Origin of the sequence: Micromonospora sp. NPDC047812 (assembly GCF_040704175.1) — a bacterium.
In the GTDB taxonomy this organism is placed as follows: domain Bacteria; phylum Actinomycetota; class Actinomycetes; order Mycobacteriales; family Micromonosporaceae; genus Micromonospora.
This window is the reverse complement of sequence record NZ_JBEYRY010000002.1, coordinates 183,250-205,084: the sequence shown is the minus strand read 5'-3', so window position 1 is coordinate 205,084 and position 21,835 is coordinate 183,250. Positions and strand designations below refer to the sequence as shown.

Here is a 21,835-nt window from a genome sequence, read left to right as displayed (position 1 = left end):
GGGGCGGCGCCCGGCGCGGGCGGCGGTGACCGCCTATCGTGGCGGATCGTGACGAGCACCGAGGAACGACTGGCCGCGATCCGCGGCGGCGTGCCACCGAGGCGGCACAACGCGCGCACCATCGCCGCCCTGACCGGCAACCCGGGCTGCACCCGGCGGGCCGTGCTGGACGGCGCGGGGGTGGACAAGCCGAAGCTGGCCGAGCGGATCGGCTTTCCCGCCCGGTTCGGGCAGTCCCGGTTCGCCATCACCCGGGGCAACGCGTTCGAGGCGCAGGTCAAGGCCGACGGCGGGGCCGAGCTGCTGCGGCTGGTCGCCGAGCGGCTGGGCGTACCGGTGCCGGCGGCGGCGAGCTGGACGGACCTCGGCGACGGCGTCGAGGACGACACGGCGGCCCGGCACCGCCGCTCCGCCGCGCTGCTGACCGGCGCGACCCCCGGCGGGACGGACGACGGCGCCGCGCTGTTCGACCACCCGCTGCTGGGTCTGGACGTCGCCGGCCGCCGGGTGCACCTGGAGCCGGACCTGGTCGCCGCCCGGCTCGCCGGCCGGTTCCACGTCGTCGAGATCAAGTCGTTCCCGGTGGTCGACGGCCAGGCCGACCCGGCCAAGGTGTCCGCCGCCGCGATCCAGGCCGCCGTCTACGTGCTGGCCCTGCGCGAGCTGCTCGCCGCCGCCGGCCACGACCCGGAGCTGGTGTCGCACGACGCGGTGCTGGTCTGCCCGCGCGACTTCGCCAACCAGCCGGTGGCCAGCCTGGTCGACGTGCGCAAGCAACTGCTGGTGCTGCGCCGCCAGCTCGACCGGATGGCCCGGGTCGACGCGCTGCTGGCCACCGTGCCCGAGGACTTCACCGCCGACGTGACGGCGGAGCCCGCGGCGCTGCTCGCCGCGCTGTCGAGGGTGGCGGCCCGCTACGCACCCGACTGCCTGGCGGCCTGCGAGCTGGCGTACTTCTGCCGCACCGAGGCGCGGGGCCACACCGGGGCGCTGGGCCGGCCGGTCCGGGAGGCGCTCGGCGGGGTCGCGGAGGTCGACGAGGTGCTGGCGCTGGCCGCCGGCGAGCGCACGCCGGAGCCCGGGCAGGAGGAGGCCGCCGCGCTGCTGCGGGCCGCCGCCCGGCTGCGCGCCGACGCCCTCACCGGGACCCCCGCATGAGTACGCCGGCAGCCCGTCGCCACCACCCGGCCGATGCCTCGCCGCCCCGCGCCGGTTCACTCGCGGGGCCGGGGCGAGCGGCGCGGCCATCAGCCGCCACCGGCCGTGCGGGCAGGTCGGTGTGAGCACGCTGCGCGCGCTGGCCCGGGCCCAGGCGCTCGCCGCCGGGGTGGCCCAGCCGGTGGCCACCGTCCGGCACCTGCACCTGGCCGAGCGACCGCTGGTGCTGGTGCCGCTGGCGATGGCCGGCGAGGCGAACGCGCCGCTGGCGGCGCTGGTCGGCGACGCCCCGGACGCGGCGCGGCTGCTGATCGTGCCGCAGCCCCGCAACCGCGACCAGCGGTTCGCGTTCGCCGCCGAGCTGGCCGGGATCGTGCTGCCCTACCTGGACGGGTTCCGGGGCGTCTCCGAGGCGGTGCCGGTCGACCGGGGCCGGGACGTGCGCTACCGTCACGTCGACGCCCCGCAGCTGCTGGTGCCGAACCCCGCCGGGATCACCTTCCTGCGGCTGCTCGGCCGCTCCACCCGCTTCCGCCGCCCCGACGGGGAGTATCCGGTGCACCCGTCGGTGCCGGTGCTCGGGCGCTGGCTGACGTTCTTCGCCGAGCGGGCCGAGCATCCCGGCTCGTCGGCGCTCGTGGCGATGACCGACGCGCTGGCCCTGCACTGGGCCACCGGGCAGAGCGTGGTGGAGGACCTGCACCTGCCGGCGCTGCTCGGCTGGATCGACCCGCCCGCCGGGCTCACCGGCGCCGATGCGGCGGCCCGGGCCGAGGACCCGGCGACCTGCCCGCCCGCCGGGCCGGCCACCGACCCGGACTTCGACAACCGGTGGCTCGCCCCGGCCATCGCCGCGTACACCGACGCCGAGGACGACCCGGTCGCGCGCGCCGGGGCGTACGCGGAGCTGGAACGGCTGCTGCGCGACCAGCTCGCGCCCACCTGGGAGCTGATGTGGCGCGGCGTGGGGCTGCTGCGCGGCCTGCCCCCGGGGGCCCGGGTGGCCGGCCGGTGGGACGGCGACAAGGACGCCTTCACCGGCTACGCCGAACACGTCGACTCCGGCGGCGCGCCGCAACCCCGCCGCGACGGGGCGGTCGCCGCCGCCCAGCGGCTGCACCGGCTGGAACGGGCCCTGACCTCGTACGCGGTGCAGCGCGCCTACGACGACCCGCTGGTGATGGCGGAGCACCGGCTGACCGGGGAGGCGTTCGTCGGCGAGGTGACCCTGGCGGACCCGAAGCGGGTGGACGACACCGGCAAGCGGCCGGTGCTGCGCCCCCGGATCCAGTTGGTCAGCACCGAGCCGGTGCTCGTGCCGGTCGGCGCGACGCTGTACTCGCCGGCCCGGCCGGCGCAGAAGGCCCGGGTGGTCTTCGTCACCCCGGCGGCGGACGGCAAGACCGAGGTCGTGCTGGAGCTCTCCGGGGGGATGGGCCGGGGGCTGACCGCGCCGCCGGGCAGCGTGCCCGAGGTGGGGGAGCGGCTCTGCTACACCACCCTGTCGGACGCGTTCATGCCGGCGGGGGCGTTCCCGGCGGTCGATGAGACGCCCTGGACGCACGGCGGACCGCCGGTCGCCGCCTCCCCGGCGGACGACGCTGGACCGGCCGGCTCGGGGCGGGACGGCGACCCGGTGGAGGAGTGGTCCTGAAGGCCCGCCAACGCTGACACACCGCCCCGGATACCGGCCGATTCGACGCCATATGTCCATAGTGGAGGCTTTGCGAGCGGGGCCCCCGGTTCATGTACCCGGCTCGATAGCATGCGCGCGATCCGAGCCGCCTGATCGGCCCGGATGACACCTAGAGACACGGGGGACCACTTTGTCATCTCGTCGTGTACGCCGGTGGGGCGCCGCCCTGCTGGGTGCCACCCTCGCGGCCGGGCTGTTGGGCGGCGGCTCCGCCTCGGCCATCGCCGCCGCCGATCCGGTCCCGGACGGCAGTTACCTCTTCAACGCCAAGATCACCTTCGGTGACGTGCGCGCCTGCTCCGGCGCGCTCATCGACCCGAACTGGTTGGTGACGGCGAAGTCCTGCTTCGCCGACGGCACCAATCCGACCGTCACCGGCGCGCCCGCCCGGGCGACCACCGCGCTCGTCGGCCGCACGGACCTCACGACCACGTCCGGAGTGCATCGCCGCGTCACCCACGTCGTGCCCCACCCGGGCCGCAACCTCGCACTGGCGCGGCTCTCCGCCCCAGCCACCGGCGTGCCCACGGTCGCGCTCGCCACCACCGCGCCGACCGCCGCCGAGACCCTACGGGTCACCGGCTACGGCCGCACCGCCACGGAGTGGGTGCCGAACCGGCTGCACCAGGGATCCTTCACCGTCCAAGACTTGACCGGCGGGTCCGTCGGGCTGGTCGGCGCGTCGGCCGGCGCCACCCTCTGCAAGGGCGACGCCGGCGGCCCGGCGTTCCGCGACGACGCAGGCACCGTCGAGTTGGTCGCCATCGCTGCCACGTCCTGGCAGAAGGGCTGCCTGGGCGAGACCGAGACCCGCGACGGCGCCACCGCCACCCGCGTGGACGACCTCGGCCCCTGGGTCCGTGAGCAGCTCGCCGACGTGCAGATATTCGGTGTCCTCGCCAGCGGTCAGCTCACCTACGGCGTCATCGACTCCGCCACCGGCGACCTGCGGGCCAACCGGCAGTCGACCGCAACCCTCGGCTTCACGCCCAAGGCGATGGCGACGCTGAACGAGAACACGATCCTGATCAGCGACACCGGCGGCACCCTGTACCGGGTGGACGTGACCGGACACGACCCGCTGACCTTCACCACGACGAACATCGCCGCGGGGTGGTCGCCGTACGACCGGCTGGCCTACGACGGCTACGGCTCCCTCTACTACATCAACGGGAGCACCAACCACCTCTACCGGCGCACGATCACCAGCGCCAAGCCGACGGGCGCGGACCTCACCCGGGCGACGGCGGTCTCCTCCGGCTTCGGCCAGAAGACCATCACCTCGCCGGCCCCCGGACGGATCCTCGGCACGGTCTCCGACGGCCGGCTGCTCTCCTACCGCGTCTACGGAGACGGCCCGGGTGGGTGGACCGTCAGTACGCTGGCCACCACGGGCTGGGCTGCCCCGACGCACCTCGTCTCGCCCGGCGGCGGCTTCTACTACGCCCGCAGCTCCACCGGCCGACTGGACCGTTACCGTGACGCGAGCCCCGTCGACGGCAGCGGCACCGATATCCAGAGCTTCCCCACCGACCCGGTCAGTACCTCCGGCTGGAACCAGGTGCTGCTCTCCGCCCGCCCCTGGGCCGGGCTCGTCTCGGTCTTCGGCGCCAAGCCCGACGGCCGCCTGTCGTACACTGCGCTCGATCCGGTGACCGGGGCGAAGAAGGTCAGCACCGTCTCGGCGCAGACCCTCGGCTTCACCCCGAAGGCGATGGCCACCCTCAATTCGGACACCATCGTGATGACCGGCACCAACGCGCACCTCTACCGGGTGGACGTCACCAGCCACGAGCCGCTGGCCTTCACCGTGTCGGCGCCGATCGCCACCAGCGGGTGGACCCATGACCGGCTGGTCCACGACGGCAACGGCGGCCTCTTCGGCACGGCCAACGGCTTCCTGCGCCGCTACAAGGTGACCAAGGCCAAGCCGGGGCCGGGCGACTTCCCCGGCTGGCCGGTGTACGACAACAACGGCGATCCGGCCACCGGGTTCAGCCTGCCCACGCTGGGCGCCACCGGTAGGAACCGGCTCGTCGCCACGGCCGGCAGCATCCTGGTGGCGTACGACGTCGACGCCAACGACGTGTGGCACCGGCAGGATCTGGTGACCACCGGCTGGAGCAACATGACCTCGCTCTTCTCCCCTGGCGGAGGTCACTACTACCGGCGGGACGCCGACGGTGTGGTCACCGGCTACCTGGACGCCAGCCCGTTCAACGGCAGCGGCACCGACGTGACCGCCTACGCGCCGACGGGCCCTGCCAGCACCGGGTGGGACCCGATCCTGTCGGCCGTGCCCTACGACGCGTGGCCGGATAGCACCCGCCGTTGGTGAGGCGCTGACGACTCGACGTAATGACCGTGTGGGCCGCCCGCAGACCGGGCGGCCCACACGCGTTCGGGCGGTACCGACCGATCGCCGGCCAGCCGCGTGGCACAGGTCGCAGAATCGGGCTTGACCCTCACGTAACGGCAGGCGGGAGCCTCGACGGCGGAAGGGAGGGAAGCCATGGCGTACACGGTGGGACAGGTGGCGAAGGCGGCCGGCGTGACCGTGCGGACGCTGCACCACTACGACGAGATCGGACTGCTCTCGCCCGGCGGGCGCAGCGGCGCGGGATACCGGCGCTACGACGACGCCGACCTGGAGCGGTTGCAGCACATCCGCTACTACCGGGAGCTGGGGTTCCCGCTGGAGGAGATCGCCGCGATCCTCGACGACCCGGCGAGTGACCCGGCGGCGCACCTGCGCCGCCAGCACGAGCTGCTGACCGTACGCATCAGGCGGCTCCAGGAGATGGTCACGGCGATCGAGTTCGCGATGGAGGCGAGCAGGTTGAACATCGGACTCACCCCGCAGGAGCGGTTCGAGGTCTTCGGCGACTTCGACCCGGACGCGCACGCCGAGGAGGCCGAGCGGCGCTGGGGCGGCAGCGAGGCGTACCGGGAGTCGAACCGGCGCGTGTCGCGCTACACGAAGGACGACTGGCTGCGGAACAGGGCGGAGAACGAGGACTGGGGGCGGCGGTTCGCCGAGGTGATGTCCTCCGGCGCGCCGGCCGACAGCCCGGCGGCGATGGACCTGGCCGAGGAGCACCGGCAGTTGATCAGCCGCTGGTACTACGAGTGCTCGTACGAGATCCACACCGGGCTGGCCGACATGTACATGGCGGACGAGCGGTTCACGGCGTACTTCGAGAGGATCAGGCCGGGGATGGCCGCGTACCTGGGCGAGGCCATCCACGCCAACGCCATCACCCGCGCCTGAGGCGCGCCGCCCCGGAGGTCAACAGTGCTCATCGTCGCCGGCAGTCTCTACGTCGACCCGGACCAGCGGGACGCCTACCTGGCCGACTGCGTGTCGGTCGTCCGGCAGGCGCGGTCCGCGCCGGGTTGCGTCGACTTCGCGATCGGCGCGGACCTCGTCGAGCCGGGACGGATCAACGTCTACGAGCGCTGGGAGTCCGAGGAGCAACTGCTCGACTTCCGGGGCTCCGGCCCCGCCGAGGAGCAGGCGGTGGCGATCCGCGGCGCGGAGGTGCACCGCTACCTCATCTCCGGGGTCGAGGCCCCCTGACGGTGCCCGCCGGGCGGCACCGCGTCCGGCGGGCCCCGGGGTCACCGGTGTCGGCGACGCCCGGGCCGCTGTCGGCGCCCCCGGCGGCGTCACCCGACCGGGCGGCGCCCTACCGCGTCGGTGGTGCCGGCGCCGGTGTCGGCGGCAGGCCCGGGGCGAGGCGGCGCAGCGCGGTGAACGTGGGGACCAGCGCGTCGTAGAGCCCGGCGAAGAGCGGCAGCAGGGCGGCGTACGTGGCGGCGGCGGCCGGATCCGGGCGTGCCGTCTCCTCGATGCGCACCAGGTGGGCGGCGACGTCGATGGAGGGGATCAGCCCCAGCGCCTCCATGCCGAGCAGCGCCGCGCCGAAGCCGGAGCCCTCACTCGTGGCGGGGAAGTGCACCGGCACGCCGAGCACGTCGGCCAGCATCTGCCGCCACAGCGGGCTGCGCGCGAAGCCGCCGCTGGCGCGGATCTCCCGTACCTCGTTGCCAGCGGCCCGCACCGAGGCCAGCACCAGCGCCAACTGCTGGCAGACGCCCTCCAGCGCGGCCCGCACCAGGTGCGCGCGGCGGTGCCAGTTGGTCAGCCCCACGTACGCGCCGCGCGGCAGCGCGCTCCAGTGCGGGGCGCGCTCGCTGAGCAGGTACGGCAGCATGATCAGACCGCCGGAGCCGACCGGCGCCCGGGCGGCCTGCGCCAGCAGCTCCTCCTCGGCGTCCTCGCCCAGTTCGGGAGCGAGCGCCTCGCCGGTCCATTCCAGCACGACGCCGCCGTTGTTGATCGCCCCGCCGACCACCCAGCGGTGCTCGGTCAGCGCGTAGCAGAACACCCCGCCGAGCGGGTCGACGCCGGGGCGCTCCACCATCACCCGCATCGCGCCGCTGGTGCCGATCGTGCAGGCCATCACGCCCGGGGCGACCGCGCCGAGCCCGAGGTTGGCCAGCGGGCCGTCCCCGGCGCCGACGACCACCCTCGTGTCCCGGGGCAGCCCGGTGGCCGCGGCGGCCTCGGCGGTGAGACCGGGCAGCACGGTGGTGGTGGGGACCAGCTCCGGCAACTGCTCGGCGGTGATCCCGGCGATCCCGAGTGCCTCCTCGTCCCAGGAGAGCTGGTGCAGGTCCATCAGCCCGGTGGCGGAGGCGACCGAATGGTCGGTCACCAGCGCGTCGCACAGCCGCAGCAGCACCCAGTCCTTGATGCCCACCCAGTACGCCACCCGCCCGAACAGCACCGGCTCCTGCTCGGCGAACCAGAGCAGCTTGGGCAGCGGCGCCATCGGATGGACCGGGGTGCCGGTGCGGCGGTGCAGCGCCAGCCCGGACGGGACCGCGCGCAGCCGCTCCGCCTGCAGGCTGGCCCGGGAGTCGGCCCAGGTGACCGACGGGGTGAGCGGGTGACCGTCGGCGTCCAGGCCGATCAGGCTGTGCATCGCCGTGCCGAAGGAGAGCCCGGCGACCGGCCGGTCCAGCTCCGCCACGACCGTGCGCACCGACTCCAGCACCGCCGCGTGGATGTGCCGCGCGTCCTGCTCCGCGTAGCCGGGGAGGGGCTCGTCGAGCGGGTAGCCGACCGAGTGGTGGGCGAGCTGGACACCGTCCACGTCGTACGCGACCGCCTTGGCGCTGGTGGTGCCGATGTCGACGCCGATCACCACCGGGCGGAACGGTTCGCCCACCGGTCCCACCCCCTCGTCGACCCCGGGTGCCGCCGACGTTACCCAGCGTCCGGGTGGTCCGTAGGGGGAACAACCCGGTTTCCCGGTCGGGTCTTCCTCGGCACGCCCGCGCCCGGCGAGAATGCCGGTCGTGTGAACTTCTCACACGTCCACCGGACGGGAGGAAGTCCCGATGAGGCCAAGGCCGCTCTGCGCGCTGGTCACCGCCCTCGCCACGGTCGCCACCACCGCGGTCGCCGGCGTTCCGCCGGCCGCCGCGCGGCACCGTGACGGCGGCTACTCGGCGGAGATCCGCCGGGCGTCGTACGGCGTCCCGCACATCACCGCCCGCAACTTCGCCAGCCTCGGCTTCGGCGTCGGCCACGTCCAGGCCGAGGACAACATCTGCGTCATCGCGGAGAAGGTCGTCACGGTCAACGCCGAGCGGTCCCGCTACTTCGGAGCGGCGAGCCCCACGGACGCGAACGTCCGCAGCGACCTGTTCCACCGCAAGGCGATCGACGACGGCACGGCGGAGCGGCTGCTGCACGGGCCCCGCGACGGGGTGCACTCCCCGTCCGACGAGGTCCGGGACCAGATCCGCGGCTTCGTCGCCGGCTACAACAGCTATCTGCGCCGCACCGGAGCGGCGCACCTCACCGACCCGGCCTGCCGTGGCAAGCCGTGGGTGCGTCCGCTGACCGAACTGGACATGTGGCGCGCGAGCTGGGCCAGCATGGTCCGGGCCGGCTCGCGGGCGGTGCTCGACGGGATCGTCGCCGCCGCCCCGCCCACGGCCACCGGCCCGGCCGCCGCCCTCGACGCGCCGGGCGCCGCGGCGGTCCTCGCCGCCCGCGACGGTGCGCCCGCCGGAGTCGGCAGCAACGCGTACGGGCTGGGCGCGCGGGCCACCACGCACGGCGGCGGGATGGTGCTGGCCAACCCGCACTTCCCGTGGGAGGGCGCGGAGCGCTTCTACCGGATGCACCTGAAGGTCCCGGGCCGCTACGACGTGGAGGGTGCGGCGCTGGTCGGCGACCCGATCATCGAGATCGGGCACAACCGCACGCTCGCCTGGAGCCACACCGTCTCCACCGCCCGGCGCTTCGTCTGGCACCGGCTCGCGCTGGTCCCCGGCGACCCCACCTCGTACTACGTGGACGGCCGGGCCCGGAAGATGACCACCCGCACGGTCACCGTCCAGGTGCCCGCCCCGGGTGGCGGCACCGTGCCGGTCAGCCGCACCCTCCACGACACCCACTTCGGTCCGGTGGTCGTCGTCCCCGGCACCTTCGACTGGACCACCACCACCGCGTACGCGATCACCGACGTCAACGCGACGAACAACCGGGCCTTCGACGGCTGGCTCCAGATGGGCCGGGCGAAGACGGTCCGCGAGCTGAAGCAGGTACTCGACCGGCACCAGTTCCTGCCCTGGGTGAACGTGATCGCCGCCGACTCCCGTGGCGAGGCGCTCTACGCCGACCACTCGGTGGTGCCCCGGGTCACCGACGAGCTGGCCGCCGCCTGCATCCCCGCGCCGTTCCAGCCGCTCTACGCCTCCAGCGGCCAGGCCGTCCTCGACGGCTCCCGGTCGGCCTGCGCGCTGGGCCGCGACCGCGACGCGGCGGTGCCCGGCATCCTCGGCCCGGCCAACCTGCCGATCCGGTTCCGCGCCGACTACGTGACCAACTCCAACGACAGCCACTGGCTGGCCAACCCGGAGGCGCCGCTGGAGGGCTACCCGCGCATCATCGGCAACGAGCGCACCGAGCGCAGCCTGCGTACCCGCCTCGGCGTGGAGCAGGTGCGGGAGCGCCTCGCCGGCACCGACGGGCTGCCTGGGCGCGGCTACACCACGTCCCGGCTCTGGCAGACGGTCTTCGGCAACCGCGCGTACGGCGGTGAACTGCTCCGCGACGACCTGGTGGCGCTGTGCGCCGCACATCCGACCGCGACCGCCTCGGACGGCACGAGCGTCGACCTGCGCGGGGCGTGCGCGGCGCTGAAGGGCTGGGACCTGCGCGTCGACCTGGACAGCCGGGGCGCGCACCTGTTCACGGAGTTCGCCCTGTCGGGCGGCATCCGGTTCGCCGACGCGTTCGACGCCGCCGATCCGGTGCGCACCCCGAGCCGGCTGAACACCGCCGACCCGCGCGTGCTCACCGCGCTCGCCGACGCGGTCCGCAAGCTCGCCGGCATCCCGCTCGACGCGCGGCTGGGCGACATCCAGACCGAGCCGCGCGGCGACCGGCGCATCCCGATCCACGGCGGACGCGCCGAGGCCGGCGTGTTCAACATGATCGTCAGTCCGCTGGTGCCCGGCGTCGGCTACCCGAAGGTGGTGCACGGCTCGTCCTTCGTGATGGCCGTCGAGCTGGGCCGCGACGGCCCCTCGGGGCGGCAGATCCTGACCTACTCCCAGTCGGCCAACCCGAACTCGCCCTGGTACGGCGACCAGACCCGGCTCTACTCGGGCAAGGGCTGGGACACCATCAAGTACACGGAGGCGCAGATCAAGGCCGACCCGAACCTGCGCACCTACCGGGTGGGGGAGGGCCGCCGCCACTGACCCGTCGTCCGTCGCGCCCGTCCGTCGCGCCCGTCCGGTCACCGCGACCGGGCGGGCGCGACCGCGTTCACGGCTGCGCGGTTCGGGGGTGGTGCGCTCCGGGCTGCGGGGCCTGGGGTGCCTGCCGGCCCGGGGTGCTTGCGGCGCTCGGGTGGTTGCGTTTCTTCTTCGGTTGTTGCGGGACGGTGGGTGCTTGCAGGGCTCGGGGTGGTTGCGACCCCCGGGGGCGTGGAGTGCCTGCGAGAGCTGAGGTGCTGGCGGGGCCTGGGGTGGTTGCGCCGCGAGGGCGCTTGCGGCGCCGGGGGTGGCTGCGCTGTGTGGGGTGGTGCGGGTCCGTCGTGGTGGGGATGTGGCCCGCCGTACCCGGCTCCGGGCGGTCAGGCTTGATCCCTGCGCCGGGCACGGCGGGCCACACCCCGTCGGTGCCCACTCTCGCGTCCGCCCGCTGGCCTCCTTTCGAATCTTGGCGAGAAACGGCCCCTCCAGGGGCCCTCTCGTACCAAGATCTCCACCGGTCGCCCGCCGGCACCCGCCGGCGTCAGTGGACCGGGTGCCGCTGTCCCGTGCGGTGGGGCGCGGTGCCGGACACGCCCGACTGGCGCGAAACGAGTCGGCGAAATCCACCTATCGCCCGTTTTCGCCCGTCGTTCGGCCATTTTGCCCGTTGCGGCGTGTCCCCATCAACCGTTGTCACAGTTGACAGCTGTGACACCCCGGTTGGTGGCCTGCGCGGCGAAGGAGTCGGCGTGGCAAGGACTGATTCGACGGGTTCCACGTGGCGGTACCGGTGGGTGCACCGGCAGAACGAACGGCGGCGGCGGGAGTTCCGCAGCGCCGACAAGGCATGGCGACGACGCGACGACGAACTGCGCCGCCTGCGTACCCTCGCCGAGGAGTTCCAGGGCTCGGCCGCGGCGGGCGCCGGCCTGGCCCTCGAACTCGCGCCCGACGAGGTGGTGTTCTGGGTGCTGCCGGCCGCGCAGCTGGTGGAGGTACGACACACCACCGTGCTGCCCGCGCCCGACCTGACGGTCGCTCCGGCGGCCGCGCCGCCGCGCCCCCGCAGGCCGGACGGCGTCCGGGTCGCCGACGCCGGCATGGCGGTGATCACCAACCGCCGGCTGGTGCTGCTCGGCGGTCGCGGCCGGCGCGACTGGGCGTACGGGAAGATGACCGGCCTCGCCCACGACCCGCACGCGCCGGTCACCCTCATGCAGGTGCTGGACCGGCGGCGCACCTCCGGCCTGATGCTTCCGGCCGACGTCGCCGCCGACTTCCGGTTCAAGCTGACCCTGGCCTTCGCCGACGCCATCGAGCAGCGCGGCGCGGTGCTCGACCAGCTCGACGAGGCGATCGCCGAGCACGCGCAGCTCAAGCCGTTCCGGCCGCTGATCGCCACCCCGGCACAGGCCCAGCCCTTCGCGTTCGTGCCCGGCGGCCGGCGCACCGTGGCCGTCGCCGTCGGCATCGCCCTGCTGGTGCCGGCCGCGCTGCTGGACACCGACCCCGCCGATCCGACCGGCTCCGAGGTCGCCGTCGCCGCCACCCCCGCGCCGGACGTCGCCGTCCCGCCGGTCGCCCTGCCGACCGCGCAGGCGAAGGCGCCGCCGGTCGCGTCGAAGCCGCGACGAACCGCCTCGCCGTCGCCGACACCCGCCCGCGAGCGGCTCTGTGGCGCCCCCGCCAACCCGATGGGGTACGACTTCTGCGGCGGCGACCGCATCCGCCGGCCGGCGGTCGAGATCTGCGACTGGTTCGACTGCGCGCCCGAGTTCTGGGCCGGTCGGGGCTTCCTGGTGCAGTGCCGCGACGGCTCGGTCAGCCTCACCGGCGGGCGACGCGACGCCTGCGCCGCGCACGACGGGGTGCGCCGCACGGTCTGGCGCTGACTCTCCGCACTGCCCCCCCGTCCCGGATGTCCCGCCCCGCCGGGGCCCGGGCGCCCGGCGGGGCGGCGACCTGGTAGCCCGGTGGCCCGGTGGCCCAGCGGTGCGGTGGCCCGGCGGCGGTGGTGCGGCGGCCCGGTGGCGCGGCGGCGCGGCGACTGGGCGGCCCGGAGGTGCGGCGGTGCGGCGGTTCGGGCGGGTGCTCAGCGGAGGCGTTGCAGGGGGAGCAGGCCGGCGAGGATCAGGGCGGCGGCCAGCGGCAGCAGGTCCAGGTCCACGGCGATCCCCAGGAAGCCGAGCAGGACCGGTACGGGCACCCACGGCGGCAGCAGCCGGGGCCGGGTGGTCCCCGCCTGCACCAGCAGGACGAGGATGCCGACCTGGAACAGCAGCGGCCCCAGCGCCATGGCAGGGTCGGGCAGCGGCGCGGCGTCGGCGAGGCCGGGGAAGAGGTCGCCGAGGATGACCCAGACGAAGGCGGCCACCCCGACCAGGCCCAGCACGGTCGCGGCCTCGGTGAGCACCCGTCGCCGCGGCGCGGCGGCGAGCAACCGTCGGCGCAGGCCGACGACCAGCGCGCCGAAGAGCAGGATCCCGACGAGGAAGAAGGTGTGGCCGACGTTCCAGGCCCAGCCGTCGCCCCGGTCGCCGTCGAGGCCGTCGACCAGGCGGAGCAGGCCGTAGAGCAGCAGGAGCGCCGGGCCGCCGACGGCGGCCGCCGGCACGAGTCTCGCTGACGTCCGCGCATCGGTGTCGGTCATCCGTCCAGCATCGTCGCGTGACGGACCGTGCTCCATCCGGGACTTCCCGTACCGGCCCCCGACCCGAGCACCCCGAGCGCAGGCCGAGGGATCGCGGGTGGCGCGGCCGGCGCATCATGTTCCCTGTGATCAACCTGAGGGGCGACCGGCGTCGCAAGAAGAAGAAGGACTGGCTCGACAACTGCGACGCGTGCAACTGCAACACGCCCAGCTGCGACGTGCCCTGCTGCGACCTGGGGCTCTTCTCGTTCCTGCTCACCCTCGGGGCGCTGTTCGCCCGGCTCGTGGCGCCCGGCCGGGCGTCGACGACGCGGACCGCTGCCGCCGGGCGGGTGCCGCTGGTGGACCGGGCCGGGCGGGCCGCGATCCTGGGCTACCGGCGCTGGCTGTCGCACCGCTGGCCCGGGCAGTGCCGCTTCACCCCGACGTGCAGCGCGTACGGGCTGGCCGCCGTGGAGCGGTACGGGCTGGCCGTCGGCGGGCGGATGGCCGCCGATCGGCTCCGCCGCTGCCGGCCCGACGTGCCGCGCGGCACTCACGACCCGGTGCGCTGACCGGCACCCGCCTCCCGGTGCGCTGCCCGCCGGGTGCCCTGACCTGCGTGGATGCCTCATCAGCGCCCCCGGGATCGGTCATGATGGCAGCATGGAGATCCGCTCCGACGACGGCGCCCGGGTCAGGATCCGGCCCGTGGGCTACCAGCCCGGGGTCGAGCCGCCGGACGACCCGGACGAGACGGCGGACTGGGACGACTGGCTGCTCGTCGAGACCGACGCCCGCACCGCCGACGGGCAGGCCTGGTCGCACCTCGAACCCTGCCTGACGGTGGCCGAGGCGTACGTGCTGGCGGGCTGGCTGCGGCAGCAGGCCGAGACGACCGGCGACCCGGCGGAACCCTCGGCGGTGGCCCGCTTCACCGAGCCGAACCTGGCCTTCCGCACCCGGGTGCTGCGACGCCGCCGGCTGGCGCTGACCGTCGAGTTCGCGTACGAGTCCCTGCCGCCGTGGATGCGGCGGCAGCCGCCGGGCACGGTCTACCCGCTGACGCTCACCGTCTCCGCCGACGCCCTCTCCGTGGCCGCGGAGCAGTGGGCGCGGGAGGCCGACGCGTACCCCCGCCGGGTCGCCTCCTGACCGTCGCGGACCCGGCCGGAAGCCCTGCACGGTGCTGCCAGCGGTGGTGTGCGGGCCCTTTCCCGTTGCCCGGTTGCGGCGGCTACGGCTGGACGATCTGATCGTCCGCCTGATGGTGGCTCCACCACGTCGGACGGTGTTTGCGCAAGCTCCCCGCGACGCGGGTCAGCAGCAGCAGGTCGTGGTTGAACAACAGGGCCGCGTCCTCGGCCCGTTCGTTCAAGACCCGGGCAGTGGTCGCCAGCACGTTGGGGATCCCCTTGTCGACCAGGACGTCCTTGCGCATGTAGAAGCCGATGTCGACGTACGTTTCCGGCTCCCACACCCACAGCGAACCATCGTCGTTTTCGGCTTCGTAGTAGCCGTGGCGGCCCTCGGTGATGTCGACGACGAATCCACACTCCTCGTTGAGTGCGGAGGTGAGCATGCGGTTGCCGGACACGGTGCGCGTCTCGACGGCGTTCGGTGCGGCGAGTGAGGCGATCTCGTCGAGAGCGGTCTCGCCTGCCAGCACCAACTGGAACTCAACAGCCATCCGAAGTCACTCCCTCAGTTCCGCCGTACGATCTGCGTGATCACACCGCTCCGCTGCACCGCCACGAGTTCCTTCAGCCTGGGCACGGGCCAGTCGTCGAACTGCTTCTCAAGGGCGGCGAGGTCCCCGGTCCAGTCCTCCAGGTTCAGCACCACGCGTTGAGTCTGCCCCTTCTCGACCTTCTCCGAGACCGCGGCCCAGATGCCGCGTACCGTCTTCGGGGGAGTGGGAGAGTAACAGTCGAACACGTGGCCTTCGACCAGGTAATCCGGAGTCTTCTCCGGATCTCCCGTGTCGCCGGCGCTGAGCCTTCCTGCTGCGATCTCCAGCTTGGTGGGGTTCTGGTGGATCCGATAGCCCCGGTCGGCGATCGTTTCGGCGCACTCGTTCTCCAGTTCCAGTGCACGTCGCACCTCGTCATCCGACTTCGGGGGAATCCTGGTCGGTGCTCCCGTCGGCGAGCCCCCGACGGCGCCGCTGGGTCTTCTGTCCCAGGACGAAGTTGGACCGAGGCCAGCGCAGGCGGCTTCACCGGTAGCCGCTGACGTCGGGGGATCGATGACGGCAGACACGAGGCTTTCCGGTGTGGGTCCACCAACCGCGATCACTCTCCCGGCTGCCCCGAGTTGTCGTACCTCGGCGATCGCCGCCTCGACGATCTGCCGGGCGGTGCCGGTACGCTGCGCCACTGGTAGCAGGACCTGCCTGACGCTCTCCAGAGCGTGTATCAGTGGCCCGGGCTGCCCGCCGTGCAGGATCACGGCGGCGGTCTGCTGCGCCCCTCCGACGCGGGCGATGGCCTCGCTCGCCGCGTCACGAGCCCGGTCAACCGCGCTCATTACGGTTTGCAGCACGGCAGCGGCCCCCTCGGGCGTGGCCTCGTGGGGCAGGGCTGCGGTGGCTCCCGCCGCCGCAGTGAGCGAGTCGACGAAATCTGCCAGGGCCCCGTGGAGTTCCGTGATCCTGTCGCGTACGCGGGCGGTGCCTGACACCACAGCGGTGAAGCCGCCACCCGCGGCCCGCAGGCCGATTTCCTGCGCCCTCCTGTCGGCGGCAGCTGCCAGCCCTCGCGCTCGCTCGACGCCTGCCGACAGCGCGCGGAGTTCGCCGTTGATCTTATCTACGTGCGGCATGCGGGCGATGCCCTCCGATCGAAGGCGGTTGAGTTGCGCGGCGACCGGGGCGACGACCCCGTGTCACTCCGTGTCCCTGTCACCTTCCACGTGCTCCGCGCGCCGGTCGAAGTCGGGGACGGTGAGCGAGCCGTCGGGGCCGAGCGGGAAGCCCGGGTTCCAGGCGATCTCCCAGACGTGCCCGTCGGGGTCGGCGAAGCAGCCGGCGTAGCCGCCGTAGAAGGTCTCCCGTGCCGGCACGGTCACCTGCGCCCCCGCGTCGGCCGCCGCCGTCAGCAGGTCGTCGACCTCGCCCCGGGAGCGGACGTTCTGCGCCAGCGTCATCCCGCCGAACCCGCCCGCGCCCCGGTCGGGCACGCCCGCGTCGGCGGCCAGCTTCTCCCGGCCCCACAGCACCAGCGCCAGGCCGCCGGCCTGGAAGAAGACGGTCTCCTCGACCTCCTGGCCGCGCCAGCCGAGCCGCTCGTAGAAGGCGCGCGCCCGGGGCACGTCGGCGACGCCGAGCGTCACGAGGCTGATCCGCTGCTCCATCACCCGACGACCTCCACGCGCGAGCCGCACCGTCCACCGTCACCGTAGCGCCGACGCCGCCGGCCGGCCCGGCTCCGGTGGCTCAGCTCCGTCCCGTCATCCGGTCGGCGAGGCGGCGCAGCGCCGGGGCGGCGGCGAGCAGCGCCTCGCGGTCCGGGCCGTCCAGCTCGGCCAGCGCGGCGCCGAGCAGGTCGCGCCGGTGCCGCCCGTACGCGGCCATCCGCTCCCGGGCCGCGTCGGTCAGCTCCAGCCGGGCGGTGCGTCGGTCGGCCGGGTCCCGCTCCCGGCGCAGCAGGCCGGCGGCGGTCAGCTCGCCGACGAGGGTGCTGATCGTGTTGGGGGCGGTGCCCAGTCGCTCGGCGGCCTCGCGGACGCCGATTCCCGGCCACCGCTGCACCAGTCGCAGCACCTCCACCTGGGCGTCCGGCAGGGCGGTGCGGCCGGCCCGCTGGGTGGCCGCCCGGCGCAGCACCCGGTGCAGGTCGCCGAGCGCCCCGGCGAACTGGTCGACCGTCTCGTCCGTCACAGTCGGGCCCTCCGTCGGTGCAATAGCTCTGTAGTCAGAGCTATCTTAACCGGGCCGAGCCGTCAGTGAGGGGACCGTCATGCCGCACGCCACCGCACCGCCCGTCCGCCGGGACGAGCGCGTCGCCGCGCCCACCGGCCGGGCCGCCGTCGTGCTGCTGGCGCTGCTCGGCACGCTCACCGCGTTCGGGCCGCTCTCCCTGGACACCTACCTGCCGGCGTTCCCGGAGATGACCCGCGACCTGTCCGCCAGCCAGGCGCAGATCCAGCTCTCGCTCACCACCTGCCTGATCGGCATGGCCCTCGGCCAACTCGTCACCGGCCCGCTCAGCGACCGCTTCGGGCGGCGCCGGCCCGTGCTGGTGGGCGTCACCGCGTACACCCTGCTGTCGCTGGTCTGCGCGGCCGTGCCGTCGGCCGAGACGCTGGCCGCCGCGCGGCTCGCGCAGGGCTTCGCCGGCGGCATGGGCGTGGTCGTCGCCCGCGCCGTCGTCCGCGACCTCTACTCCGGCCGCGAGGCCGCGAGGTACTTCTCCCGCCTCACCCTGGTCTTCGGCATCGCGCCGATGGCCGCGCCCGCCTTCGGCAGCCTGGTGCTGCGCTTCGGCGACTGGCGTACCGTCTTCGTCGCCCTCGCGGTGATCGGCGCGCTGCTCGCCGCCGCCGTCGCGTGGCGGCTGCCGGAGACGCTGCCCGCCGCGCGGCGCAGCACCGGCGGCCTCGCCGCCACGGCCGCCGCCGGCCGCTCGCTCTTCACCGACCGGATCTTCCTCGGGTACGCGCTGGCGCAGGGCTTCGCCTTCGCCGCGCTGTTCGCCTACATCTCCGGGTCGTCCTTCGTCTTTCAGGACGTCTTCGGCGTCTCGGCCGGCGCGTTCAGCCTCATCTTCGGCGTCAACGCGCTCGCCCTGGTCGCCGCCGGCCAGCTCAACGCCCGCCTGCTGGACCGCTTCGAGCCCCGCACGCTGCTGGTGCGCCCCCTGGGCGTGGGGCTGGTGGCCGCCGCCGTCCTGCTCGTGGGCGCGCTGCTCGGCAGCCTGCCGCTGGTGGCGGTGGCGCTCTTCGTCTTCGTCGGCTCGCTCGGCATGGTGATGCCGAACGGCACCGCGCTCGCCCTGGACCGGCACCCCGCCCACGCCGGGACTGCCGCCGCGCTGCTCGGCACGATCCAGTCGCTGGTGGGGGCGATGGCCGCGCCGCTGGTCGGGCTCGGCGGCGAGGGCAGCGCCGTCCCGATGGCCGTGGTGGTCGCGGGGGCGGCGGTGGCCTCCCTCGCCGTCGTCGGCACCCTGGCCCGCACCCGCCGGCCCTGACCGGGTGGCCGGGCGACGTGACGACCGGCCCAGGTCGGGGCATGTGATGACCGTGCGTGCGACAGGTCCGGCGCCGTGAGAGACGACAGGGACCGGGCTCCGGCCTGCCGCCCGGGGCCCGGTCCTGTGCCAGTCAGCCGACCTCAGCGCAGGGTGGCCGCGCCGGCCTCGGCGTACCGCTCGTCGAGGTCGCCGGAGGGCGCGCCGCCGACCCCGATTGCGCCCACGACCTGCCGGTCGACGGTCACCGGCACGCCGCCGGCGAGGAACAGCGTCCCGGGCATGTCGCGCAGGGTGGCTCCCGGCCCGGTGACCCGACCGGCGAGCGCGGAGGTCGGCTGGCCGAAGGAGACGGCGGTGAACGCCTTGCGGGTGGCGGACTCGGCGGTCTGCGGGCCCGCGCCGTCGCCCTTGAGCTGCACCTGAACGGTGCCCGACCGGTCGAGGACGACGACGGTTACCCGGTGGCCGTCCTTCTCGGCCGCCTTCAGGGTCGCCTGGGCCGCGCGCAGCGCCGCGTCGATGTCGAGCGACGGGTTGGCGACGACGTCGCCCCGGGCCGCCGACGCCGCAGGCTGCGCCGGTGTCGTCGTCTCGGCGGCGGAGGCGTTGACGGCGACGCTGGTGACGGCGGCCACGCCCAGGGCCGCGGCGCCCAGGCCGAGCGCCGCCCGGCGGCGGATGTTCTTGATCATGTGGTGCTCCTCCGGTCGAAGGCGTCGGGTCGAACTGGCACCCCCAGCCTTGCCGCGGCACACGGCGCCGGCATGGCGCGCCCGATGCAACCCAGATACGTCAAATGGTTGATTCAGCCGGGCCGCAACTGCCGTACGCTGGACTTCGTCAAGATCAAATGTGCGGAGCGGGAGGTGGAACGATGCGGAGGGACCGGCTGCGCCCGGCGATGCGGTGGGGGTTCCTGCTCCTGCTGGCCGCCGCCGCCTCCCGCTACGCCGTACGCCACGGCTGGGAGGACCGCACCGCCGTGGTGCTGACGCTGGCCGGGGCGCTGCTGGTCGCGTACGCCGTGAACGAGCTGGGGCGGCCCGCGCCCGCGACGCGCTTCGCGGCGGTGCTCGTCACCTTCCTCGCGCTGGTGCTCGTCGCGCCGAGCTTCGCCCTCGTGGCGATCCCGCTGTTCTTCGTCGGCCTGCGTCAACTCCCGCGCCGCGCGGTCTGGCCGCTGACCGCGCTGCTGACCGGCGCGGTGATCGTCGCGCAGGTCCGGCTGGCCGACCGGCTCGACCCCAGCCTGGTGCTCGGGCCGGTGGGCGTCGCCGCCATCACCACCGTCGTCTTCCTCGAACTCGACCGGCAGAACCAGGCCCGGCAGCGCGCCCTCGACGACCTGCTCGCCGCTCGCGACGAACTGGACCGCAGCCAGCACGAGGCCGGGACGCTGGCGGAACGGGCCCGGCTCTCCCGGGAGATCCACGACACCCTCGCCCAGGGCCTGTCGAGCATGAACCTGCTGCTCCAGGCCGCCGACCGGGACTGGGACGCCGAGCCGGAGCAGGCCCGCGGGCACGTGCGGCAGGCCGCCGCGACGGCCCGGGAGAACCTGGCCGAGGCGCGCCGCTTCGTGCGGGGCCTGGCCTCGCCGGCGCTCGACGGCGCCTCGCTGACCGACGCCCTGCGGCGGCTCTGCGCCGCGACCGAGCGCGACACCGGAACCCCGGTCCGGTTCGCCGTGACCGGCACGGTCGCGCCCCTGGGGGTCGACAACGAGGTCGCCCTGCTGCGCGTCGCGCAGGGCGCCCTGGCCAACGTCCGCAGCCACGCGCAGGCAAGGCAGGCCGCCGTCACGCTGACCTACGGCGACCAGGAGGTGATGCTCGACGTGTACGACGACGGCACGGGTTTCGACCCCACCGTGACCAGCGGCTTCGGGCTGACCGGCATCCGGGAGCGGATCGCGTACCTCGGCGGCACCCTCGCCGTCGAAAGCGCGCCCGGGGAGGGCACCGCGCTCGCCGTCAGCCTGCCGTTGCGGGACACCCGGTGACGCCCCCGCTGCGGCTGATCCTGGTCGACGACCACCCGGTGGTCCGCGCGGGGCTGCGGGCGCTGCTGGGCAACCGGCCGGACATGACCGTGGTCGCCGAGGCGGCCACGGCCGGTGACGCCGTCCGGCAGGCCGCCGCGCTGCGCCCCGACGTGGTGCTGATGGATCTGCAACTCGGCGACGGGGTCGACGGCGTCGCCGCCACCGCGAACCTGCTCGCCCTGCCGGACCCGCCGCGCGTGCTGGTGCTCACCACGTACGACACCCAGGAGGACATCGTGCGCGCCGTCGAGGCCGGCGCGACCGGGTACCTGCTCAAGGACTGCCCGCCCGACGACCTCTTCCGCGCCGTCCACGCCGCCGCGACCGGGCAGACCGTCCTGTCCCCGCCGGTCGCCGCCCGGCTGATGGACCGGATGCGCGGCCCGCAGACCACCCTCAGCGCCCGGGAGGTGGAGATCCTGACGCTGCTCGCCCGCGGCCACGCCAACCGGGAGATCAGTCGACGGTTGTTCATCAGCGAGGCCACCGTCAAGACCCACCTGGTCCGCATCTACGCCAAGCTCGGCGTCGACTCGCGTACCGCGGCGGTGCACGCCGCCGTCGAGCGGAAGCTGATCAGGCTGTGAGACGCCGCGCCCTGCTCGCCCTCGCCGTCGCCGTCGCGACGGCCGGATGCACGCCGCCCGAGACCACACCCGCCCCGGAGGACACCATGACCAGACCCGCCGACCAGGACCTGCTCGCCGCCGCGAGCGCCGGCGACCCGACAAAGGTGCGCGAGGCGCTGGCCGCCGGCGCCGACATCGAGGCCCGCGACGCGCGACGGCGTACGCCGCTGCTGCTGGCCGCCGCGAACGACAACGTCGAGGCCGCCCGGGTGCTCGTCGAGGCGGGCGCGGACCCGGACGCGCTCGACGAGCAGCACGACACCCCGTGGCTGGTGACCGGCGTGACCGGCAGCGTCGCGATGCTGGAGGTCCTGCTGCCGGCCGGTCCGGACCTGACGATCGTGAACCGCTACGGCGGCATCTCCGTCATCCCGGCCAGCGAACGCGGCCACGTCGACTACGTCCGCCGCGTCGTACGCACCGGCATCGACGTCAACCACGTCAACAACCTCGGCTGGACCGCCCTGCTCGAGTGCGTGATCCTCGGCGACGGCAGCCGGCCGTACCAGCAGATCGCGGAGATCCTCGTGGCCGCCGGCGCGCGCGTCCACCAGCCCGACCGCGACGGCGTCGACGCGCTGGAGCACGCCCGCCGGCGCGGCTACGCCGAGATCGTCGCCATCCTCTCCCGTTGACCGGGGGTGCTCCCGGCGGCCAGTCGCGCTGACGGCGGTACGGCCGGCCACCGGCTTAACCCGT

At 74.4% G+C, this 21,835-nt stretch carries 20 protein-coding genes and 1 pseudogene; 13 read left to right on the top strand and 8 right to left on the bottom strand.

The window, feature by feature from the left end; genetic code table 11:
* Positions 1 to 48: 48 nt before the first annotated feature.
* The 5 genes from AB0883_RS08645 to AB0883_RS08625 all read left to right on the top strand — a co-directional run bounded on the left by AB0883_RS08645 (position 49) and on the right by AB0883_RS08625 (position 6,434).
* Positions 49 to 1,158, top strand: coding sequence for a hypothetical protein (locus AB0883_RS08645; RefSeq protein WP_366640648.1), 1,110 nt, complete (start codon positions 49 to 51; stop codon positions 1,156 to 1,158).
* A 121-nt stretch (positions 1,159 to 1,279) separates the two neighbouring features.
* The gene (locus AB0883_RS08640) at positions 1,280 to 2,812 is read left to right on the top strand and encodes a hypothetical protein (RefSeq protein WP_366640646.1); all 1,533 of its coding nucleotides are present in this window, start codon (positions 1,280 to 1,282) and stop codon (positions 2,810 to 2,812) included.
* 172 nt (positions 2,813 to 2,984) lie between these two features.
* A complete protein-coding gene (locus AB0883_RS08635; protein WP_366640645.1) occupies positions 2,985 to 5,192 on the top strand; it encodes a tachylectin-related carbohydrate-binding protein in 2,208 nt (735 codons plus the stop codon).
* A 174-nt stretch (positions 5,193 to 5,366) separates the two neighbouring features.
* Positions 5,367 to 6,125, top strand: a complete 759-nt coding sequence (locus AB0883_RS08630) for a MerR family transcriptional regulator (RefSeq protein WP_366640643.1) — start codon at positions 5,367 to 5,369, stop codon at positions 6,123 to 6,125.
* 24 nt (positions 6,126 to 6,149) lie between these two features.
* Complete coding sequence (locus AB0883_RS08625) at positions 6,150 to 6,434, top strand: antibiotic biosynthesis monooxygenase family protein (RefSeq protein ID WP_366640641.1); 285 nt, start codon at positions 6,150 to 6,152, stop codon at positions 6,432 to 6,434.
* A 109-nt stretch (positions 6,435 to 6,543) separates the two neighbouring features.
* Here the strand turns inward: AB0883_RS08625 and AB0883_RS08620 are convergent, their stop codons facing one another.
* The gene (locus tag AB0883_RS08620; RefSeq protein WP_366640639.1) at positions 6,544 to 8,091 is read right to left on the bottom strand and encodes a gluconokinase; all 1,548 of its coding nucleotides are present in this window, start codon (positions 8,089 to 8,091) and stop codon (positions 6,544 to 6,546) included.
* Between the two features lie 172 nt (positions 8,092 to 8,263).
* On the opposite strand from AB0883_RS08620, the gene AB0883_RS08615 reads away from it, so the two are divergent.
* Both AB0883_RS08615 and AB0883_RS08610 read left to right on the top strand, forming a co-directional pair.
* Positions 8,264 to 10,642: an acylase gene (locus AB0883_RS08615; RefSeq protein ID WP_366640637.1), complete on the top strand. Its 2,379-nt coding sequence runs from the start codon at positions 8,264 to 8,266 to the stop codon at positions 10,640 to 10,642.
* 746 nt (positions 10,643 to 11,388) lie between these two features.
* Positions 11,389 to 12,531, top strand: coding sequence for a hypothetical protein (locus tag AB0883_RS08610; protein ID WP_366640636.1), 1,143 nt, complete (start codon positions 11,389 to 11,391; stop codon positions 12,529 to 12,531).
* 200 nt (positions 12,532 to 12,731) lie between these two features.
* Here AB0883_RS08610 and AB0883_RS08605 read toward each other — a convergent pair whose 3' ends face one another.
* Positions 12,732 to 13,289: a hypothetical protein gene (locus tag AB0883_RS08605; protein WP_366640634.1), complete on the bottom strand. Its 558-nt coding sequence runs from the start codon at positions 13,287 to 13,289 to the stop codon at positions 12,732 to 12,734.
* 116 nt (positions 13,290 to 13,405) lie between these two features.
* On the opposite strand from AB0883_RS08605, the gene yidD reads away from it, so the two are divergent.
* Both yidD and AB0883_RS08595 read left to right on the top strand, forming a co-directional pair.
* Complete coding sequence (gene yidD, locus AB0883_RS08600) at positions 13,406 to 13,843, top strand: membrane protein insertion efficiency factor YidD (protein WP_366640632.1); 438 nt, start codon at positions 13,406 to 13,408, stop codon at positions 13,841 to 13,843.
* 91 nt (positions 13,844 to 13,934) lie between these two features.
* Positions 13,935 to 14,423: a hypothetical protein gene (locus tag AB0883_RS08595; RefSeq protein WP_366640630.1), complete on the top strand. Its 489-nt coding sequence runs from the start codon at positions 13,935 to 13,937 to the stop codon at positions 14,421 to 14,423.
* Between the two features lie 82 nt (positions 14,424 to 14,505).
* Here AB0883_RS08595 and AB0883_RS08590 read toward each other — a convergent pair whose 3' ends face one another.
* The 5 genes and pseudogenes from AB0883_RS08590 to AB0883_RS08570 all read right to left on the bottom strand — a co-directional run bounded on the left by AB0883_RS08590 (position 14,506) and on the right by AB0883_RS08570 (position 17,148).
* Entirely contained in the window at positions 14,506 to 14,958 is a 453-nt protein-coding gene (locus AB0883_RS08590) for a SitI3 family protein (RefSeq protein ID WP_366640628.1), read from the bottom strand.
* 14 nt (positions 14,959 to 14,972) lie between these two features.
* Positions 14,973 to 15,371: a hypothetical protein gene (locus AB0883_RS08585; RefSeq protein WP_366641681.1), complete on the bottom strand. Its 399-nt coding sequence runs from the start codon at positions 15,369 to 15,371 to the stop codon at positions 14,973 to 14,975.
* A gap of 219 nt (positions 15,372 to 15,590) precedes the next feature.
* A pseudogene (locus AB0883_RS08580) lies at positions 15,591 to 16,091 on the bottom strand (DUF6244 family protein); the annotation flags it as partial.
* A gap of 63 nt (positions 16,092 to 16,154) precedes the next feature.
* Positions 16,155 to 16,622: a VOC family protein gene (locus AB0883_RS08575; protein ID WP_366640626.1), complete on the bottom strand. Its 468-nt coding sequence runs from the start codon at positions 16,620 to 16,622 to the stop codon at positions 16,155 to 16,157.
* Between the two features lie 82 nt (positions 16,623 to 16,704).
* Complete coding sequence (locus tag AB0883_RS08570; protein ID WP_121396415.1) at positions 16,705 to 17,148, bottom strand: MarR family transcriptional regulator; 444 nt, start codon at positions 17,146 to 17,148, stop codon at positions 16,705 to 16,707.
* 79 nt (positions 17,149 to 17,227) lie between these two features.
* On the opposite strand from AB0883_RS08570, the gene AB0883_RS08565 reads away from it, so the two are divergent.
* Entirely contained in the window at positions 17,228 to 18,460 is a 1,233-nt protein-coding gene (locus AB0883_RS08565) for a multidrug effflux MFS transporter (protein WP_366640624.1), read from the top strand.
* A gap of 143 nt (positions 18,461 to 18,603) precedes the next feature.
* Here the strand turns inward: AB0883_RS08565 and AB0883_RS08560 are convergent, their stop codons facing one another.
* A complete protein-coding gene (locus tag AB0883_RS08560) occupies positions 18,604 to 19,155 on the bottom strand; it encodes a heme-binding protein (protein ID WP_366640622.1) in 552 nt (183 codons plus the stop codon).
* Between the two features lie 182 nt (positions 19,156 to 19,337).
* Here AB0883_RS08560 and AB0883_RS08555 point away from each other — a divergent pair, with 182 nt between their 5' ends.
* From AB0883_RS08555 to AB0883_RS08545, 3 genes are read left to right on the top strand one after another with little or no spacing between them, the layout of a single operon-like run.
* Positions 19,338 to 20,465, top strand: a complete 1,128-nt coding sequence (locus AB0883_RS08555; protein WP_366640620.1) for a sensor histidine kinase — start codon at positions 19,338 to 19,340, stop codon at positions 20,463 to 20,465.
* Positions 20,462 to 21,094: a response regulator transcription factor gene (locus tag AB0883_RS08550; RefSeq protein WP_357867558.1), complete on the top strand. Its 633-nt coding sequence runs from the start codon at positions 20,462 to 20,464 to the stop codon at positions 21,092 to 21,094. Before AB0883_RS08555 ends, AB0883_RS08550 begins: the two co-directional genes overlap by 4 nt.
* Complete coding sequence (locus tag AB0883_RS08545) at positions 21,091 to 21,771, top strand: ankyrin repeat domain-containing protein (RefSeq protein ID WP_366640618.1); 681 nt, start codon at positions 21,091 to 21,093, stop codon at positions 21,769 to 21,771. Before AB0883_RS08550 ends, AB0883_RS08545 begins: the two co-directional genes overlap by 4 nt.
* Positions 21,772 to 21,835: the final 64 nt, after the last annotated feature.

What these genes read in the sequence shown, in the direction of transcription:
- AB0883_RS08630 (WP_366640643.1), top strand. Translation starts at nt 5,367, where the DNA reads ATGGCGTACACGGTGGGACAGGTGGCGAAGGCGGCCGGCGTGACCGTG.
- AB0883_RS08615 (WP_366640637.1), top strand. Translation starts at nt 8,264, where the DNA reads ATGAGGCCAAGGCCGCTCTGCGCGCTGGTCACCGCCCTCGCCACGGTC.
- AB0883_RS08605 (WP_366640634.1), bottom strand. Translation starts at nt 13,289, where the DNA reads ATGACCGACACCGATGCGCGGACGTCAGCGAGACTCGTGCCGGCGGCC.
- yidD (WP_366640632.1), top strand. Translation starts at nt 13,406, where the DNA reads ATGTTCCCTGTGATCAACCTGAGGGGCGACCGGCGTCGCAAGAAGAAG.
- AB0883_RS08595 (WP_366640630.1), top strand. Translation starts at nt 13,935, where the DNA reads ATGGAGATCCGCTCCGACGACGGCGCCCGGGTCAGGATCCGGCCCGTG.
- AB0883_RS08590 (WP_366640628.1), bottom strand. Translation starts at nt 14,958, where the DNA reads ATGGCTGTTGAGTTCCAGTTGGTGCTGGCAGGCGAGACCGCTCTCGAC.
- AB0883_RS08575 (WP_366640626.1), bottom strand. Translation starts at nt 16,622, where the DNA reads ATGGAGCAGCGGATCAGCCTCGTGACGCTCGGCGTCGCCGACGTGCCC.
- AB0883_RS08565 (WP_366640624.1), top strand. Translation starts at nt 17,228, where the DNA reads ATGCCGCACGCCACCGCACCGCCCGTCCGCCGGGACGAGCGCGTCGCC.
- AB0883_RS08560 (WP_366640622.1), bottom strand. Translation starts at nt 19,155, where the DNA reads ATGATCAAGAACATCCGCCGCCGGGCGGCGCTCGGCCTGGGCGCCGCG.
- AB0883_RS08555 (WP_366640620.1), top strand. Translation starts at nt 19,338, where the DNA reads ATGCGGAGGGACCGGCTGCGCCCGGCGATGCGGTGGGGGTTCCTGCTC.